The sequence below is a fragment of the Candidatus Polarisedimenticolia bacterium genome, from assembly GCA_035764505.1.
Classification (GTDB): Bacteria; Acidobacteriota; Polarisedimenticolia; order Gp22-AA2; family AA152; genus AA152.
Genome location: DASTZC010000094.1, coordinates 1 through 18,563, shown reverse-complemented (window position 1 = coordinate 18,563; position 18,563 = coordinate 1). Strand labels below are relative to the sequence as shown.

The 18,563-nt window shown below is 66.4% G+C and carries 18 protein-coding genes; 17 read left to right on the top strand and 1 reads right to left on the bottom strand.

The window, feature by feature from the left end; all coding sequences use genetic code 11:
- Positions 1-137: tyrosine-type recombinase/integrase (locus VFW45_06455; protein HEU5180412.1), on the top strand; the 137-nt coding region annotated here is incomplete at its 5' end.
- A gap of 14 nt (positions 138-151) precedes the next feature.
- Positions 152-1,114, top strand: a complete 963-nt coding sequence (locus VFW45_06450; protein HEU5180411.1) for an acetyl-CoA carboxylase carboxyltransferase subunit alpha — start codon at positions 152-154, stop codon at positions 1,112-1,114.
- 22 nt (positions 1,115-1,136) lie between these two features.
- On the opposite strand, the gene mazG is transcribed toward VFW45_06450, so the two are convergent.
- Entirely contained in the window at positions 1,137-1,913 is a 777-nt protein-coding gene (gene mazG / locus VFW45_06445) for a nucleoside triphosphate pyrophosphohydrolase (GenBank protein HEU5180410.1), read from the bottom strand.
- 156 nt (positions 1,914-2,069) lie between these two features.
- Between mazG and VFW45_06440 the strand changes: the two genes are divergently transcribed.
- From VFW45_06440 to rpoN, 15 genes are all read left to right on the top strand, one after another.
- Positions 2,070-2,492 carry a DUF1844 domain-containing protein gene (locus tag VFW45_06440; GenBank protein HEU5180409.1) on the top strand — a complete coding sequence of 141 codons (423 nt, stop codon included), beginning with the start codon at positions 2,070-2,072 and terminating at the stop codon, positions 2,490-2,492.
- Between the two features lie 247 nt (positions 2,493-2,739).
- Positions 2,740-4,506: a tetratricopeptide repeat protein gene (locus VFW45_06435; protein ID HEU5180408.1), complete on the top strand. Its 1,767-nt coding sequence runs from the start codon at positions 2,740-2,742 to the stop codon at positions 4,504-4,506.
- Between the two features lie 6 nt (positions 4,507-4,512).
- Positions 4,513-5,742 carry a DUF4388 domain-containing protein gene (locus tag VFW45_06430; protein HEU5180407.1) on the top strand — a complete coding sequence of 410 codons (1,230 nt, stop codon included), beginning with the start codon at positions 4,513-4,515 and terminating at the stop codon, positions 5,740-5,742.
- A 133-nt stretch (positions 5,743-5,875) separates the two neighbouring features.
- The gene (dnaK, locus tag VFW45_06425) at positions 5,876-7,807 is read left to right on the top strand and encodes a molecular chaperone DnaK (protein HEU5180406.1); all 1,932 of its coding nucleotides are present in this window, start codon (positions 5,876-5,878) and stop codon (positions 7,805-7,807) included.
- Between the two features lie 25 nt (positions 7,808-7,832).
- Positions 7,833-8,279, top strand: a complete 447-nt coding sequence (locus VFW45_06420; GenBank protein HEU5180405.1) for an Hsp20/alpha crystallin family protein — start codon at positions 7,833-7,835, stop codon at positions 8,277-8,279.
- 34 nt (positions 8,280-8,313) lie between these two features.
- Positions 8,314-9,447 (top strand): molecular chaperone DnaJ, encoded by a 1,134-nt coding sequence (gene dnaJ / locus VFW45_06415; GenBank protein ID HEU5180404.1) that lies wholly within the window; start codon positions 8,314-8,316, stop codon positions 9,445-9,447.
- A 42-nt stretch (positions 9,448-9,489) separates the two neighbouring features.
- Positions 9,490-9,882: a helix-turn-helix transcriptional regulator gene (locus VFW45_06410; protein HEU5180403.1), complete on the top strand. Its 393-nt coding sequence runs from the start codon at positions 9,490-9,492 to the stop codon at positions 9,880-9,882.
- A gap of 1 nt (position 9,883) precedes the next feature.
- Positions 9,884-10,744 (top strand): RNA polymerase sigma factor RpoD/SigA, encoded by an 861-nt coding sequence (locus VFW45_06405; GenBank protein HEU5180402.1) that lies wholly within the window; start codon positions 9,884-9,886, stop codon positions 10,742-10,744.
- A 7-nt stretch (positions 10,745-10,751) separates the two neighbouring features.
- A complete protein-coding gene (locus tag VFW45_06400; protein HEU5180401.1) occupies positions 10,752-11,489 on the top strand; it encodes an ATP-binding protein in 738 nt (245 codons plus the stop codon).
- 117 nt (positions 11,490-11,606) lie between these two features.
- Positions 11,607-12,788, top strand: coding sequence for an acetyl-CoA C-acyltransferase (locus VFW45_06395; GenBank protein ID HEU5180400.1), 1,182 nt, complete (start codon positions 11,607-11,609; stop codon positions 12,786-12,788).
- 47 nt (positions 12,789-12,835) lie between these two features.
- On the top strand, positions 12,836-13,723 hold the full coding sequence (locus tag VFW45_06390; protein HEU5180399.1) for a 3-hydroxyacyl-CoA dehydrogenase family protein: 888 nt from the start codon (positions 12,836-12,838) through the stop codon (positions 13,721-13,723).
- A 27-nt stretch (positions 13,724-13,750) separates the two neighbouring features.
- A complete protein-coding gene (locus tag VFW45_06385; GenBank protein HEU5180398.1) occupies positions 13,751-14,533 on the top strand; it encodes an enoyl-CoA hydratase-related protein in 783 nt (260 codons plus the stop codon).
- Between the two features lie 71 nt (positions 14,534-14,604).
- Positions 14,605-16,416 (top strand): LptA/OstA family protein, encoded by a 1,812-nt coding sequence (locus VFW45_06380; protein ID HEU5180397.1) that lies wholly within the window; start codon positions 14,605-14,607, stop codon positions 16,414-16,416.
- The gene (gene lptB / locus VFW45_06375) at positions 16,394-17,122 is read left to right on the top strand and encodes an LPS export ABC transporter ATP-binding protein (protein HEU5180396.1); all 729 of its coding nucleotides are present in this window, start codon (positions 16,394-16,396) and stop codon (positions 17,120-17,122) included. Before VFW45_06380 ends, lptB begins: the two co-directional genes overlap by 23 nt.
- Positions 17,123-17,131: 9 nt before the next feature.
- The coding region (gene rpoN, locus VFW45_06370) for an RNA polymerase factor sigma-54 (protein ID HEU5180395.1) at positions 17,132-18,563 on the top strand (1,432 nt) is incomplete at its 3' end.

Sequence of the window (18,563 nt, the reverse complement as noted above, 5' to 3'; positions counted from 1 at the left end):
TGCTCGAGCATGGCGCCGATCTGCGCGCGGTCCAGATGATGCTCGGACACGCCGACATCTCGACCACCCAAATCTACACGCACGTCAACCGCGAGCGGCTGCGACGCATCTACCACGACTATCATCCCCGGGCCTGAGGGAGGGCGACACGTTGCCGCGTGAGGACGAGAACGTCGAGCACCCTATCCAGGAGCTGGAGAAGCGCATCGAGGACCTGACCGGGATCCCCGGCGGCGAGGACCGCTCGGCGGAGCGCGACCGGCTGCGCCGCGAGCTGCAGGACCTGCGCGGGGAAATCTACTCCAGCCTCACCGCCTGGCAGAAGGCGCAGGTGGCGCGCAACGCCAAGCGCCCTTACACCCTCGACTACATCCAGATGCTGTTCGCCAATTTCATCGAGCTGCACGGCGACCGGAAGTTCGCCGACGACCCCGCCATCGTCGGGGGCTTCGCCACTTACCAGGGAATGCCGGTGGCGCTGGTCGGGCATCAGAAGGGGCGGGACATCAAGGAGAAGATCCGGCGCAACTTCGGCATGCCCAGCCCCGACGGCTACCGCAAGGCGCTGCGCATCATGAAGATGGCCGAGAAGTTCGGCCGGCCGCTGTTCAGCTTCATCGACACGCCCGGCGCCTACCCGGGGCGCGGCGCCGAGGAGCGCGGACAGGCCGAGGCGATCGCCATCAACCTGCGCGAGATGGCGCGGCTGTCGGTCCCGGTGATCGTCACGGTGACGGGGGAAGGAGGAAGCGGCGGGGCGCTGGCGATCGGCGTGGGCGACCGGGTGAACATGCTCGAGCACTCGATCTACTCGGTCATCAGCCCCGAAGGGTGCGCCGCCATCCTGTGGAGCGATGCCGCCAAAGCGCCCGAGGCGGCCCGCGCCATGCGCATCACCGCCGGCGACCTCAAGGAGCTGGGGATCGTGGACGAGATCGTCCCCGAGCCGGTGGGCGGGGCGCATGCCGATCCGCAGCGCGCTGCCGAGCTGCTCGACTCCGTGCTCTCCAGCCAGCTCGAGGAGCTGGTGCGCCTCGACCCGGCGAGCCGGCGCGAGGCGCGCTACGAGAAGTTCCGCAAGCTCGGCCGGTTCGGGCAGTCGAAGTTCCTCTGAGCCCGAAGCGCAGGCGCGGCGCTCACTCCCGCGCCTTCGCCTCCCGCCATAGCTCGTCCCAGCGCTGCAGCGACAGCGACTCGGCGGTCTCGCCGGCATCCGCCATCATCCGCTCCATGTCGCGGAAGCGGCGCTGGAAGCGATCGTTGCTCCCCTGCAGCGCCGCTTCGGGATCCAGCCCTTCCTTGCGGGCGACATTCACCAGGCTGAAGAGAAGATCCCCCAGCTCGCGGGACGCGGCCTCGCGGTCGCCCGCGGTGCGCGCGCTCTCCCATTCGCCGATTTCCTCGCGCACCTTGTCGAAGACCTCCGCGGTGGTCGGCCATTCGAACCCGGCGTGCGCCGCTTTCTGCGACAGCCGCAGCGCGCGCAGCAGGCCCGGCAGGCTGCGGGGGACCCCCTTGAGACGCGAGGGATCGGCCGACGCGCGCCGCTCGCGCTCCTTGAGCTCCTCCCACTGCACGGCGACCTCGGAGGCGGTGTCGAGCCGATCCTCGCCGAAGACGTGCGGATGGCGGCGGATGAGCTTGTCGGCAATCGCCGCCGCCACCGATTCGAAGTCGAACCAGCCCAGCTCCTCGGCGATGCGGGCCTGGAAGACGATCTGGAACAGCAAATCCCCCAGCTCCTCGCGCAGTGCCTCCCTCTCATCGCCCTGCATCGCCTCGAGGACCTCGTGCGCCTCCTCGAGAAGAAAGGTGCGCAGCGTCTCGAGGGTCTGCTCGCGATCCCACGGGCAGCCCTGCGGCCCGCGCAGCCTCGCCATGATCTGCAGCAAGGAATCGATCGATGAGGCCACGTCGTTCTCCTTGGTATCGGAAGGCTGGGAGTCTATCCAAGCCCGTTGGAGCGGGCAAGAGAGGATTTGAATTGGGCTTTGAGAGGGTGCTAACATCCACGCCCTTGCGAGGAGGCGGACGAGGCGCGCATCGCCGCGCGAGCTGCGGGAAATGACATGTCGGAAGATCAGAAGCGAAACACGGACGAAATCAAAGTCACCGACCGCCGGAGCTTCACCCAGGCGGGGGAGCGGCGGGCTCCCGACCAGCCCAAGACGGAGGCGAAGCGGGAAAAGCCCGCTCCTGCCGCGAGGAGCGAGGACGCCGCCACGGCCTCCGATCCGCACGCCATCGGCTTCGAGAACTTCATTCGCTACCTGGCGCAGGTGGCGCTGCACCAGATGGCGGGAGAGCGGAACCCGGCGACCGGAGTCGTCGAGGTGAGCCTCGAAGAGGCGCGCCAGACGATCGAGATCCTGGGCATGCTCAAGGAAAAGACGAAAGGGAACCTCAGCGGCGAGGAGCAGCGCACGCTCGAGGATCTCCTGTATCACCTGAAGGTCGAATTCTCCCGAAGGGCCGCCGCTCCGCGGCGGTGAGTCTCCTCGAAAGCTCTTCCGAAAAGGAGCGGGGCCGCTGGACGAAAAACCCCAGCCCGAGAACTCCTTCCCGCTGCTCCGGACGGTTAGCGCCGCCGCCGGCGCGCTTCTGCTCGTGCTGTTCGCCGGCGCGTTCCCTTCCCACGCCCGGGACGCGCAGGCTCCCGAGGTAATCCGTCTTCCCGCCGGCGGAGAGCCGGCTCCGGAACAGCGCCCCGCGCGGTCCGTTTCCGCCGCGGCGGCCGGAGTGCAGGAGTCTCTCGCCGATTTGTGGCTGCGCCGCAAGGCGCTGCTCGAGAAGAACGATCTGGCGGCCGCGCGACGCCAGGTGGACCTGATGCGCGACATCCTGCGCCGCGAGGGAAGCCCGATCGCCTCCGACATGGCGGGCGCCTTCCTGGCGGAAGGGAACCGGGCGCTTTCAGCGCGCAACCGGACGCGGGCGCTGGAGAGCTTTCACCTCGCCTCGGAGTTCTCCCCCGACGATCCGGGGGCCTATTTCGGAGTGGCGCGGACGCTGTGGAGCCAGGAGCGCGATTTCCTGGGAGCGGCCGGCGCCCTCCTGCAAGGTCTGCGCGCGTCGCTGCGGCAGCCTCCGGCGCGGGCGGCGCTGCTGGGCAATCTGGTCATGGCGCTCCTGCTGGGGAGCGTGGCGGCGGCCTGCCTGTGGATTCTCCTGGGTACCCTGCGGACGATCCGCCTCGGCCATCACGATTTCTACGAGGTGGGCCTGAAGCGTCTGTCGGCCCCCGCGGCCCGGGCGGCTGCCTGGGCCATCTGCCTGCTGCCGGTGTTTCTGTGGCTGTCCGGCTGGTGGCTCCTCGCCTACCTTCTAATCCTGGCGCTGCCTTACTTGACCCGGCGGGAGCGTGTGCTCAGCTTCGTCGCTTCCCTCTGCCTGCTGGTGGCGCTGCCGGTCCTGTTCTGGGTGGACCGCGAGACGGCCGGCGCCACGAATCCCCCCGGGAGAATCCTGCTCGAGTCGGCCGGCTCGGCGAACCCGGATCGCGCCGACTATCTCGAGAAGCTGGCGGCACAGGAGCCCGGGGTGAGCCTCTATCACTTCCTCCTGGCCCAGGCCTACCACGCGAGCGGCTCGGCGGAGGCGGCGCTGCAGGAATACCGGCAGGTGCAGCACATGGAACCCGGCAACGCCCGGGCCTGGATCAACTCGGGGAACCTGTTCTACTCGCGTGATCAGTTCGCGCAGGCGGTCGACGAGTACCGGCACGCCACCCAGGCCGATTCCGAATCGGCAATCGCTTATTACAACCTGTCGCTGGCGCTGCAGGGGGCGCTGCGCCTGGAGGAGGCGGACCAGGCCTTCAAGCGAGCGCGGGAGCTGGACAATGCCCTGATCACCTCGACGCTCGCCTCCGGATCGGAGGACGGAGGACGTCAGCCGGTGGAAGCCGGCTACTCGGCGGCGGAAGTCCAGGAGATGCAGAAGAAGATAGCGCCCCACCGGCCGGCCACACGGTCCTGGATCCGGCCCTGGATCTCGCCGATGGCGCTGGCGGGGGCCCTCGGGATTCTGGGTTGCCTGGCGCTGCCGGTTCTGGGCCGGTCGTGGGGGCTGGGCCGGGCGCAGCGTTGCCGCCGCTGCGGCGAGCCCTTCTGCCGGAAATGCCAGGTGGGGATGCGGCGCGAAGATGGAATGTGCACCGCCTGCCGGCACCTGTACGTCCTGAAGGATCCGATCGCGCCCGACGCGCGCGGCCGGCGAGAGCGCAAGGTCGCGGCGCACGAGCGCTGGGAATGGATCTCACGGCGGCTGGTGTCGCTGGTATTGCCGGGGGCGGGGCAGATCCATGGCGGGCGCACCTTCTGGGGGGCGGCGTTGCTCTGGCTGGCCTGCATCGGTGGCGCTTCGCTGCTGCTGGCGGGGCGGACGCTGGCCTATCCGGGGATCCCGGTCATGGACGCCACCCTCGCGGTGCGCCTCCTGGCGGTCGCGATGATAGGAATGGCCTGGCTTTTGGCGAACAGTCTGGCTTTCGAGAAGAGGAGCTGAGACGGCATGGCGCTGCAGGGAACGCTCAAGGACTTCAGCCTGGCCGACATCCTCCAGCTCATCGGGATGCAGAAGAAAACGGGTGTGCTGACGCTCAAGGGCAGGGATGAAACCGTGACCGTCTCCTTCCTGGACGGCAGCGTGGTGGCCGCTGATTCGTTGCCAAAGCGGCTGGAGGACCGGCTGGGAACGGTCCTGGTCAAATCGCGCCAGATCACCCAGCAGCAGCTGCAGGATGCCTTGAAGGTCCAGAAGCAGACGATGAAGCGGCTGGGCAGCATCCTGGTGGAGCAGAGGGCGGTGAGCCAGCAGGCAATCCGCGAGGCGCTGCGAATCCAGGTGACGCAGTCGATATACCGGCTGTTCCGCTGGCGGGACGGGGCCTACCACTTCGCTCAGGATCAGAAGCTCGACTACGACCACGAGAACGTAGAGCCGCTCAGCGCCGAGAGCATTCTGATGGAAGGGGCGCGGATCCTGGACGAGTGGCCGATGATCGAGGAGCGCATCGGTCCGTTCACCGGGATCTACCGCAGGACGGGAGCCGCTGAGAAGGCGCTCGCGGGCACCGATCGCTCCGGACCGGTTCTCACCGGCGAGGACAAGATCGTCCTGCACGAAGTGGATGGCATCCGATCGGTCCAGGACCTCGTGGAGAGCACGCCGTACAGCGAGTTCGACACCAGCAGGGTCCTGTACGAGCTCATCGGCCGGCACATGATCGAGCGCGTGCCGGCGCCTGTATCCGGACCCGCAGCGCCGGCAAAAGCTGCCGTCAAGCCGGCACCCGCGGCTGCGCCGGTGACGGTGCCCGCTGCGGCGCCGGCGGGGGTGGAGCGCGCGGCGTCGAGGGAGAAGCGCTCGGCTCTCACGCTGGTCGTGTTGCTGCTCGCCGCCGGCTCGATCGCCACGGCGGTGCACAACCCGCTCAACGGGCTGGCGGTTTTGCAGCTGGGCGACCCGGTGTCGGCCAGCCTCCTGCGGCAGGCGAGCCTGAGCCGGATGGAGCGGATTCGCTACGCGCTGCAGGTCTACTTTCTCCAGAACAAGGGATTCCCGAAAGACCTCAATTATCTCGTCCTGGGAGGACTCTTGCGCTCCGCCGATCTCAAGGATCCCTGGGGATCGGAGTATCTGTACCGACCCTTGGCCGGGGGATTCGAGCTCCAGGGCAAGGACCGGGCGGGGGTCGCGGATCCGACGCTTTCGTTGCGATCGACGACGTCGATGCACTGATATATTTTCTAAATGTAAGACAATAAAAGTTTTATTGTTATTGTTGATACTTGACAATGTTACGCTCAACTCCTATAATGCCGATGCACTCAGCATCCCGATGCATCCGGAAACGGCATAAGGAGGAGAAGGAATGAGCAAGATCATCGGCATCGATCTCGGCACCACGAACTCGGTGGTCGCCGTCATGGAAGGCGGAAAGCCGGTCGTCATATCCAACGCGGAAGGCACCCGCACCACGCCTTCGGTGGTGGCCTTCACCGACAAAGGCGAGCGTCTGGTGGGTCAGGTCGCCAAGCGCCAGGCCGTGACCAATCCGGAGAACACCATCTTCTCGATCAAGCGCTTCATGGGAAGGCGCTACGACGAAGTGAGCGAGGAGATGAAGATGGTCCCCTACAAGGTCGTGGGCGGAGAGAACGGCGATGCTCGGGTGGAGGTGCGCGGCAAGCAGTATTCGCCCCCCGAGATCTCGGCGGCCATCCTGCAGAAGATGAAGCAGTCGGCGGAAGACTACCTGGGCGAGAAGGTGACGCGCGCCGTGATCACCGTCCCGGCCTACTTCAACGACGCGCAGCGCCAGGCGACCAAGGATGCCGGGAAGATTGCCGGGCTCACGGTCGAGCGCATCGTCAACGAGCCCACCGCCGCCGCACTGGCCTACGGGCTGGACAAGAAGAAGAACGAGATCATCGCCGTCTACGATTTCGGGGGAGGCACCTTCGACATCTCGATCCTGGAGGTGGGCGAGGGCGTCGTGGAGGTGAAGTCGACCAACGGCGACACGCACCTGGGCGGCGACAACATCGACCAGCGCATCATCGATTGGATCGTCGCCGAGTTCAAGAAGGAGCAGGGAATCGATCTCTCCAAGGACCGGATGGCCCTGCAGCGCCTGAAGGAGGCGGCGGAGAAGGCGAAGATGGAGCTCTCCTCCACCGGAGAGACGGAGATCAACCTCCCCTTCGTGACGGCGGACGCCACCGGACCAAAGCATCTCCTCTTGAAGCTGGGCCGCTCCAAGTTCGAGCAGCTCGCGGCGGATCTCTTCGAGCGCTCGCTGCCGCCGTGCCGCCGCGCGCTGGAAGACGCCGGACTGAAGCCCGAGAACATCGACGAGGTGGTGCTGGTCGGCGGGAGCACCCGGATTCCCAAGATCCAGGAGATGGTCAAGACCTTCTTCAAGAAGACCGAACTCAACAAGGAGGTCAATCCCGACGAGGTGGTCGCCATCGGGGCCGCGGTGCAGGCGGGCGTGCTGGGCGGGGACGTGAAAGACCTGCTGCTTCTCGACGTGACACCGCTGTCGCTGGGCATCGAGACCCTGGGCGGAGTCTCCACCAAGCTGATCGAGCGCAACACGACCATCCCGACGCGCAAGAGCGAGATCTTCTCCACCGCCGCCGACAGCCAGACGAGCGTCGAGGTGCACGTCCTGCAGGGGGAGCGCGAAATGGCGCGGGACAACCGCACCCTCGGCCGCTTCCATCTGGTCGGCATCCCGCCGGCACCGCGCGGCGTGCCGCAGATCGAGGTGACCTTCGACATCGACGCCAACGGCATCGTGAACGTGTCGGCCAAGGATCTCGGCACCGGCCGCGAGCAGAAGATCACCATCACCCACAGCAGCGGCCTGGCGAAGAGCGAGATTGACTCGATGGTGAACGAGGCGGCCTCGCACGCCGACGAGGACCGCAAGAAGAAGGAAGAGGTCGAGGCGCGCAACAAGGCCGACAACCTGGTCTACAGCACCGAGAAGCTCCTTGATGAGAACAAAGAGAAGATTCCCGCCGACGAGGCCACGCGCATCCGCGCCGCGGTGGACGAGGTGAAGAAGGCGATTGCGGAAGGGGCCGTCGACCGGATCCAGAAGACCACCGAGGACCTCATGAAGGCGTCGCACCGGATGGCGGAGCTGATGTACCAGCAGGCCGCCTCGGCGCGGGGCAGCGAGGCTCCGGGAGGCCAGCCGAATGCGGCCCCAGGCGGGACCGGCGAGCCGGCCCGCGAAGGTGAGGATGTCATCGACGCGGAGTACGTGGACGTGGACGAGGGAAAGAAGTAAGCCGGCGCACGCCGGGGAGGCAGGCATGACCGTCGTTCAGTGGGACCCGCTTCAGGAGTTGCTGGCCCTGAAAGACCGCATGAACAAGATCATCGAGAACGCCATGTCGCGCTCGCGCTACGGGGGCGCGGCGGACGCCGGGACCTGGGCCCCCGCCGTGGACATCTACGAGACCCCCGAGTTCGTGGTGGTGTCGGCCGAGCTGCCGGGACTGTCCGCCTCGGAGATCGACATCAAGCTGGTCGACAACACGCTGACCCTGAAGGGAGAGCGAAAGCTCGAGAAGGGGATCCAGCAGGAGAACTACCACCGCATCGAGCGCTCCTACGGCGTCTTCCAGCGCTCCTTCCCGCTGCCGCCCGGCGTCAAGGCCTCCGAGGCGCTGGCCGAGTACAAGCTCGGGATCCTGCACATCCGCATTCCCAAATCGCGCGAAGCAGGAGAGAGCGCGGTGCGCATCAAGATCCGCTGACGGGCCGCATCTCCTGAGGCGGGAAGAAGGCCTATTGGACTATTACAAGGTGCTCGGAGTAGGCCGCAAGGCCTCCGCCGCCGAGATCAAGAAGGCCTTCAAGCGCCTGGCGCGCAAGTGCCATCCCGATCTCAACCCCGGAAACCGGACGGCGGAAGAGCAGTTCAAGCGCATCACCGAGGCCTACGAGGTCCTCTCGGATTCCGAGAAGCGTCGGCGCTACGACCAGACCGGCTCGGCTTCCGGGCCCGCCGCACCGCCTCCGCCGGGAGACTTCGGGAGAGGGCCCAGAGATTTCGGGCGTGGACCTGGTCCCGCGGGATTCGATTTCGACGCCGGAGCCTTCGGCGGTGGCGGCGGCTTCTCCGACATCTTCGAAGAGCTGTTCCGGCAATCGCGCACCCAGCAGCGCGGCCCGTCGCCTGGAGAAGACCGGGTCACCACCTTCCGCATCGGCTTCTTCGACGCCCTCAAAGGCCTGGAAACCTCCCTCGAGCTCGAGCGCGAGGCTCCGTGCGATCAGTGCGGCGGCAGCGGGCATGTCCGCTCCGCCCGGCCGCGCGTCTGTCCCGATTGCGAGGGCACGGGAAAGATACAGCGCCGCGGCGGACGCATCCGCTTCACCTCCGAGTGCCCGACCTGCGGCGGGACCGGGAAGCTGCAGGAAGAGCCGTGCAGCCGCTGTGCGGGGACGGGCAAAACGTCGCGGCGGGAGCGCGTCCGCGTGCAGATTCCCGCCGGTGTGGACACAGGATCGCGCGTGCGCCTGGCCGGCAAGGGAGCGGCGGGAAGCCAGGGCGGACCTCCCGGCGATCTCTACATCCAGATCCAGGTCGAGCCCCATCCTTACTTCTCACGCGCCGGCGATCAGATTCTCATCACGGTGCCGGTCACCTTCTCCGAGGCCGGCCTGGGCGCCAAAGTCGAGGTGCCCACGATCGACGGTCCGGCGCTCATCAGGATTCCGCCCGGCACCCAGAGCGGCCAGAAGCTGCGGCTGAAAGGAAAGGGGGCGCCCTCGCTCAAAGGCCCCGGTCGCGGCGATCAGATCGTCGAGGTCAAGGTGGTCACGCCGCAGGTGCGTGACGAGAAGACGCGCGCGCTGCTGCGCGAGCTGGGGCCGCTCGAAGGTCAGGATTTGCGCGTCCATCTGAAGGCCCATTCGTAGTAACATACGCCGCCCCGGGCGGCATGTCCCGCGAGCCGATCGATGAAGAAAAAGGAAATCCGGGAAGCCTATTACATGATCAGCGTCGTCTCGCGACGCTTCGACGTCCATCCACAGACCCTCCGGTTGTACGAGCGCGAAGGCCTGCTCAAGCCCTCGCGCACCGACGGGAACACGCGGCTCTACTCGGACGAAGACCTGGAGCGCCTGGCCCGCATCCTCCGTCTGACCCGCGAGCTTGGGGTGAACCTCGCCGGCGTCGAGGTGATCCTCAAGATGCAGGAGGCGATGGACAGCATGGAGAAGGATTTCAACCGCCTGCTGGCCTCCCTGCGCGACGAGCTGGCCAAGCGCCGCGAAGAAGCCTCACAGCGATCCCCGCATGCCCTGATGAAGTCGCCGCCCTCGAGAGTGGTCCCGCTCAAGAAGGGGTGAGATGGAAGAGGAAAACGTCATCCGGAAGCGGGTCTCATCGGAGACCCTGAAGAAATATCTCCAGGAGATCTCGAAGCTGGAGAGGATCACGCCGGACGAGGAGAAGGTCCTCGGAAGTCTCATCCAGGAGAAGGGGGATAAGGAAGCGCTGCAGAAGCTGGTCGAGGCGAACCTGAGGTTCGTGGTCAGCTTCGCCAAGAAGTACCGGGGCTGCGGACTGTCGTTCCTGGATCTCATCAACGAGGGGAACATCGGTCTGATCGAGGCCGCCAAGCGCTTCAACCCGACGAAGAACGTCAAATTCATCACTTACGCCGTCTGGTGGGTGCGTCAGGCGATCGTCCACGCCCTGTCGGACCACAGCGGTGCCTTCCGGCTACCCCAGAAGCAAGCCAACCTCCTCTACCGCATCGGCAAGACGATCTCCCAGCTCACGCTCGAGCTGGAGCGCTCCCCGACCGCCGAGGAGATCGCCCGCAAGCTGGAGATCCAGGTGGAGGAGGTGACCAACCTCCTGCAGGTCTCCGACGAGAATGTGTCGCTGTCGACGGTCATCGACGAGGAGCACGACTTCCATCTCTCCGACAAGCTCGAGCAGGACCAGATCCCTTCCGCGGACGAGGAGCTGCTGCGCGATTCGCTGAAGACCCATCTGGCGGCGTGCCTGGACGAGCTCGACCCGAAGGAGGAGAAGGTGCTGCGGCTGCGGTTCGGGCTGGGCGAGGAGGAGCCGAAGACCCTCAAGGAGATCGGCGAGATGATGGGCCTGTCGCGGGAGCGCATCCGCCAGATCGAGGCCCAGGCGCTGGAGAAGCTGAACCGCTCGCAGAAGTGCCAGCAGCTGCGCGGCTACCTGAACTGAGGTTCGCATGGAATCGCCGTCGCCGCGCTGTCCGATCTGCCTCGACGAGGGGTTCCGGGTCGAGGAGGGGATCGGCGGCGCCTCCCGCGCCGTTCCATGCGAGTGCGCCCGCAGCCGCGGCCCCGGCAGCCTCATCGAGTCGGCGCGCATCCCACCCCGCTTTGAGCGCTGCAGCTTCGAGAGCTACCATGCCTTCTCACACCGGCAGCGGCTGGCGAAGCAGGAAATCGAGCGCTTCGCCCGCGAGTACCCGGTGCAGGAATACGGGATGCTCCTGATGGGTCCGCCGGGAGTTGGGAAGACGCACCTCGCCGTGGCGCTCATGAACCACCTGATCCACGAGAAGGGGGTCGGCTGTCTGTTCATCGATTTCCAGGACCTGCTCAAGGAAATCCAGAATAGCTACAACGCCGCCTCCGACCTGACCGAGATGGCGCTGCTCCAGCCGGTGTTCAGCTGCGAGGTCCTGGTACTGGACGATCTCGGCGCGCGCAAGCCCTCCGCCTGGGTCGCCGATACTCTCTCACACGTGATCAACACACGTTACAACCAGATGCGGACCACCATCCTGACCACTAATTACCAGGACGATCCTCCCGGGAAGGAAGAGGCCACGTTGTCGGAGAAAATCTCCGACCGGATGCGCTCGCGGCTTCACGAGATGTGCCGGACGATCGAGATCACCGGCGACGATTACCGTAAGAAAGTGCACAAGTCCCGCACGGATTTCTTCTCGCAGCGCTGACCTCCGACCCAGCCGCTGAAATTGGGTTGGCCTCGGGCTTGCATCCCCAAATTGCGTCTGCTAAGATGTGCACCTGCTTTAGCTTAGCGCGTCCATAAGGCGCTGAGGAGGTGAAGGGTGGCACGAGAAGCATGGGTTCTGGCGGGTGCTCGGACCCCCATGGCCGAGTACAACGGGCGCTTCAGGAGCCTCACCGAGGTACAGCTCGGGGCCCTCGCCGCCAAAAGCGCCATCGAGAGGTCGCACGTCCCCCTCGACAAGTTCAATCACGCCGTCATCGGCAACGCGCAGCAGACCAGCGGCAACGCGGTTTATGGAGCGCGCCATGTGGCGCTCAAGGCGGGCCTCCCCATCGAAGTGCCTGCCCTGACGATCAACCGCCTGTGCGGCTCCGGCATCCAGTCGGTGATTACCGCGACCCAGCTCATCCGCCTGGAGGAGGCCGACGTGGTCCTGGCGGGCGGCATGGAGAACATGAGCCAGGCCCCGCACGTGATCCGCGGCGCCCGCACCGGCTTCCGTCTGGGGGAAGGAAAGCTCGAGGATTCCCTCATGGTGGCCCTGATGGATTCGCACTGCGGGCTGTACATGGCGCAGACGGCCGAGAAGATTGCCCGCGAGCGCGACATCTCGCGCCGCGACCAGGATGCCTTCGCGCTGCTGAGCCAGCAGCGCGCCAAAGCCGCGAAGGAGGCGGGACGGTTTGCGGATGAGATCGTTCCGGTGACGGTGACCGAGGGGCGCAAGGAATTCGTCGTGAGCGAGGACGACCATGCGCGGCCCGAGACGACGCTGGAAGGGCTCTCGAAGCTCTCACCTTCCTTCGGCAAGGACGGCACCGTCACGGCGGGCAACGCCTCCGGGATCGTGGACGGCGGCGCCGCGGTGGTGGTGGCGGCAAGCAAGGATCCGCTCCGCAAGCCTCTCGGCCGGGTGATCGCCTGGGGAATCACGGGCGTCGAGCCGAGCATCATGGGCATCGGCCCGGTGCCGGCGACGCGTCTGGCGCTGAAGTCCGCGGGGCTGTCGCTCAAGGAGATCGACCTGGTCGAGGTCAACGAGGCCTTCGCGGCGCAGTACCTCGCCGTGGAGAAGGACCTGGGTCTGGATCGGGAGCGTGTCAACGTGAACGGCGGGGCCATCGCCCTGGGGCATCCCCTTGGGGCCACCGGCACGCGGCTGATCCTGACGCTGCTGCTGGAGCTGGGCCGCCGCGGCGGCCGTTTCGGGCTGGCGACGGCCTGCATCGGCGGCGGGCAGGGGATTGCCATCATCGTGGAGTCGGCCGGCCGGAGCTGAGGCCGGCGCGCTTTCCGTGGTCCGATGCGGGACCGCGAGGGGAGATCATGACGATTCGCAGCGTCGGAGTGGTGGGATCGGGGCTCATGGGATCGGGGATCGCGCAGATTTCCGCGCAGGCAGGCTATTCGACCGTCGTCCTGGAGGTTTCCAAGGATCTCCTCGACAAGGGGATGAAGCGGCTGGACGGCTTCCTGCGCGGCGGCGTCGAGAAGGGGAAGATGACGGCGGAAGAGAAGGACCGGATCATGGCGCGTCTCAAGGGCACCACGGAGATCCGCGATCTCGAAGGCTGCGATCTGGTCATCGAGGCGATCACCGAGAACCTCGAGGCGAAGCGCGAGCTGTTCGCCCGGGCCGACAAGGTCTGCTCTCCCCGCACCGTCTTCGCGACCAACACCTCCTCGCTCTGCGTCACCGAGATGATGACCGCCACCGCGCGCCCCGGCCGCTTCGTCGGCCTGCACTTCTTCAACCCGGTCCCTCTGATGAGGCTGGTGGAGGTGATCCGGACCATCGTCACCGAGCCGGAGGCGGAGGAGGTGGCGCTGGAGTTCGTGCGGGCCGCCGGCAAGGTCCCGATCCGGACCTCGGATCGCACCGGCTTCATCGTGAACCGCCTGCTGGTCCCTTACATTCTCGACGCCATCCGCGCCCTGGAGAGCGGCGTGGGGAGCATCGAGGAGATCGACGCCGGCATGAAGCTGGGATGCGGCCATCCCATGGGTCCGTTCACCCTGCTCGACTTCGTCGGGCTGGACACCACCTACTACATCGCCGGCATCATGTTCGACGAGTTCAAGGAGCCCCGCTTCGCCGCGCCGCCGCTGCTGAAGAGGATGGTGCTGGCAGGGATGCACGGGCGCAAGACGGGCAAGGGTTTCTACGATTATTCGCAGGATCCCCCGGTGCCCAACCAGCGGCTCACGTCCTGAGATCGCCCGCGCGGCGAGGAAGAACCCATGACTTACAAGAACCTCATCGTGGAGAGCAAGGATCGGATCGGCCGGGTGACCGTCAACCGTCCGGAGAAGCTCAACGCCTTGAACCGCGAGACGCTCGGAGAGCTGGAAGCGGCCTTCGAGGAGTTTGCGGCCAATCCCGAGGTAGGCGCGGTCATCCTCACGGGATCGGGCGGCAAGGCCTTCATCGCCGGCGCCGACATCGGCGAGCTGGCGCGGCTCACCCCGGTGGAGGGGCGTGACTATGCCCGCTACGGCCAGCGGCTGTTCGCCCGTATTGAGACGCTGGGCAAGCCCGTCCTGGCGGCGGTGAACGGCTATGCGCTGGGGGGTGGCTGCGAGATCGCCCTGGCCTGCACCCTGCGCTTCGCCGCCGCGACCGCCCGCTTCGGGCAGCCCGAGGTCAACCTCGGAATCATCCCGGGATATGGCGGCACCCAGCGGCTCGCGCGCCTGGTGGGGCGCGGCAAGGCGCAGGAGCTGATCCTCACGGGTGAGATGATCGACGCGGCGGAGGCGCTGCGCATCGGGCTGGTCAACCAGGTGTGGGATCCGGCGGAGCTCCTGGCCAAAACCGAGGGAGTGGCATCCGCCATCCTCTCGAAGGGACCCCTGGCGGTGCGCTATGCGCTGGAGGCTGTGGCGCGCGGCCTGGAGATGCCGCTGCGGGACGGATTGGACTACGAGGCGACGCTGTTCTCGGTCCTGTGCGCCTCCGAAGACATGAAGGAAGGGACCCAGGCCTTCCTGGAGAAGCGGAAAGCGAGATTCCAGGGGCGCTAAGCCTCCGCCCGGCCTGGAAAAAACAAAAGGGAGTTCCTATATTTCCCTCGAGCGCGGAAGGAGCAGGAGGCATGTCCGCATCCGGGACCGACCGGGTGAATTTCAGGCCCCTCAGACTCATCACCGCTCTTCGCGTCGTGATCGTGGCGCTCCTGCTCGCCTTCGGCATCGTCCTTTTTCTCAGCTTCGGAAAGAAAGAGGAGGGAGCCGTCCGGATCGCGCTGTCGCGTCCGCCGGAGGTCTCGGCCGAGCAGGTCGTGGACCTCTCCGAGAATTTCGATATCACCGGCACCAAGGGAGCGCGCGACGCCTTCCGCCTGAAGGCCGATCAGGTGACCGGGTTCGTGGGCGACAAGAAGCTCCTGCGGGGGGTGCACCTCGAGGTCTACGGCGAGGACGGCGAGCGCCTGGCGCTGAGCGGGGAGACGGGGCAGTTTGACATGGCCGACAAGCGGGCACACCTCTCGGGGTCGGTGAAGCTGGAGGGCAAGAACGGCTTCAAGCTGAGCACTCCGAGCCTCTATTTCGACGGAGACCGCGACGCCATCTTCACTCCCGACGAGATTGCCTTCGAGACCGACTCGCTGACCGGGACGGGCCGCGGCCTGAACTACCTGACGCGCGTCCGATCGCTCAAGATCCCCGCCGAGGTCCACGTCACGGTGAGCCCGCAAGAGCCGGGCGCCGAGCCGGCCACGATTACGAGCTCCGACATGACCCTGTCGCTCAACGACAGCGAAGCGATCTTCAACGAGTCGGTCCGGCTGGTCCGTGGGTCGGAATCGTTCCTGGGAAACTACCTGAAGCTCAACTTCAGCTCCGATCACAAGCGCCTCGTGGCGCTGAAAGCGTACGGCAACGTCAACGCCACGATCCTCTCCGGCAATCCACCGGTCCCGGCCACCCTCGAAGCCGACAGCCTGCTCGCCTCCTTCCTGGACAGCGGCCGGTTGAACCGGGTGGAGGCGCTTGGCAACTGCCGGGTGGACGCCTCCGGGATCCGCGGCACCTCCGAGACGATGGTGGCCGACGCGCCGCAGGATCGGGTCTCGCTGCGCGGCGATCCGGTGGTGTCGGATGCCCGCTCGCGCATCGCGGCGCAGGAGATCGACCTGTCGCCGGGCAGCCACGAGCTGGAGGCGCGCGGCGACGTGAAAACCTCGATGAAGGGGCGCGAGCCGGGCTCACGCGACACGCCCTCGTATTTCAGCGCGCGCGAGCCGATTTTCTTCCAGGCCCATCGCCTGACCCTCGAGGAGGGAGGCGATCTGGCGCGCTATGCCGGCAGCGTGCGCGGCTGGCAGGGGGACGACTCGCTGCAGGCCGAGGAGGTCATCCTGAGGTTCGGCGATCACCGCATGAAGGCCTATCGCAACGTCCTGTGCCGCTTCGTCGGCAACGATGCGGCGGCAGGCCCGGGAACGGCCGCCCCGAGCCCCACGCTGATTGTCGCTTCCGCCATGGAATACGGCGAAGCGGAAGGGGTGATCCATTTCCGGGACAGCGTCAAGATGACGCGCGCCGAATCGACCGTGACCTCCGAGCGCATGCACGTGACGTTGAACGATCCCTCCGAAGGGCGCCGCAAGGTGACGCGCATCCTCTCGGAAGGCGACGTTCATTTCACGCATCTCGCGAACACCGGAACTTCCGATCGCCTCGTCTACTTCCCGGACCAGGACATGGCGGAGATGCAGACCGACGCGGGGCTGGCGGAGGTCGTGGACCGGGCGTCGGGACGCACGCTCAAGGGAAAGACGCTGCAGTTCGATTTGAAAGGAAACCGCGTGCTCACCGAGCGCTCGGACGGGGGACGCACCTGGATCACGCTGGATCCGAAGAAAAAGGACACTCCCGGGCTTGAGTCGAAAATTGGACGTTGAAGGTCTGAGCAAATCCTACAAGGGACGGCAGGTCGTCCGCGACGTGTCGCTCTCGATCGAGGGGGGTGAGGTGGTCGGACTGCTGGGACCCAACGGGGCGGGCAAGACGACAACGTTCTACTGCATCCTTGGCCTGGTCCGCCCGGACCGGGGGCGCATCCTGCTCGGGGGGCATGATATCACCCGGCTGCCGATGTACCTGAGGGCGCGCGAGGGGATCAGCTATCTGCCGCAGGAGGCCTCGATCTTCCGCAAGATGACGGTGGAGGAGAACCTCCTGGCGATCCTGGAAACCCTCGATCTGAACGCCTCCGAGATCCGCGATCGGGCGCGCGCCATCCTGGAGGAGCTCAAGATCGCCCACCTGGCCCGCTCTCCGGCCTACGCGCTCTCCGGCGGCGAGCGCCGGCGCGCGGAGATCGCCCGGGCCTTGGTGCTCTCGCCATCGTTCATCCTGCTCGACGAGCCTTTCTCCGGCATCGATCCCCTGGCGGTCGCCGACATCCAGCGGATCATCCAGCAGCTCCGGCAGAAAGGGATCGGCATCCTGATCACCGACCACAACGTCATCGAGACGCTGCGCATCACCGATCGCGCCTACATCATCGCGGCCGGCGAGATTTTCCGGAAGGGGGCGCCCGACGAGCTGGCCTCCGACGCCAAGGTGCGGGAAGTCTACCTGGGCGACAATTTCCGGCTGAACTGAGGAAGGATCATGGCGCTGGAACAAAAGCTCAACATGCGGCTGGCCACGCGGCTGGTCATGACGCCTTCCCTGCAGCAGGCGATCAAGCTCCTGCAGATGTCGAAGCTGGAGCTGGTCGAGGAGATCAACCAGGAGCTCACCGCGAACCCCGTCCTGGAGGAGGGGCAGGAGCCGCGCGAAGGGGAGGCGCCCGAGCCGGAGGTGCGCACCGACGAGCCGGCCGCCGCGGCGGACGCCAAGCCGGCCGAAGGGCAGGACTCGTTCCAGGAGATCGACTATCAGTCCTACTTCCAGGACTACCTGGACGCCGGCTACCAGCCGCGCGCCCCCTCCGAGGAGATCGAGGCGCCGCCGCTCGAGAACATCCTGACCCGGCCGCAGAGCCTGTCCGATCACCTGCTGTGGCAGGCGGCGATGAACCTCGCCGACGGCAAGGACCAGGAGATCGGCCGCGCCATCATCGGCAACCTTGACGAGGATGGCTACCTGAAGGCCACGGTCGAGGAGATCCAGTCGATGGTCGGGTGCGACGCCGCCGACATCGAGCGGGTCCTGGCGCAGGTCCAGGAGTTCGATCCCACGGGCGTGGCGGCGCGCGATCTGCGCGAGTGCCTGCTGATCCAGATACGGGCGCTGGACATGGAGGAGACCCCGCAGGAGACGATCGTGCGGGACCACATGGATCTGCTGCAGGGGCGCCGCATCAAGGAGCTGGCGCAGGCGCTGGGCTGCTCGCAGGAGGAGATCCACCGGCACCTGGAGATCTTCCGCCAGCTCGATCCGAAGCCCGGCAAGAAGTACAACGCCCACCGGTCGAACTACGTGGTGCCCGACGTCTACGTGGTCAAGGTCGACGGCGAGTACACCATCGTGCTCAACGAGGAGGGGCTGCCGCGCCTGCGGGTCAGCTCCTTCTACCGGCGCATGGTGGACCGCGGCAACACCACCGTCAGCCGCGAGGCCCGCGATTACGTGCGCGAGAAGCTGAGCTCCGCCCTGCGGCTGATCAAGAGCCTGGAGGAGCGCCAGCGCACCATCTACAAGGTCGCCCGCAGCATCGTGAACTTCCAGCGGCGGTTCCTGGACATGGGGTTCGAGCACCTGCGGCCCCTGGTCCTCAAGGACGTCGCCGACGACATCCAGATGCACGAATCCACCGTCAGCCGAGTGGTCAACAACAAGTACATGCACACGCCCCGCGGTCTCTTCGAAATGCGCTTCTTCTTCCATTCCGGCATCGCCTCCGTGCAGGGCGAGGACGTCTCGTCGCTTGCCGTCAAGGAGAGGATCAAGAAGCTCGTCGCCGAGGAAAGCCCCGGCCGGCCGCTTTCCGATTCGGCCCTGGCCAAGGCATTGGGCGACGAAGGTCTCCAGATTGCGCGACGCACGGTCGCCAAGTACCGGGAGGAGCTGCGCATTCCGTCCTCGAACGAGCGCCGGC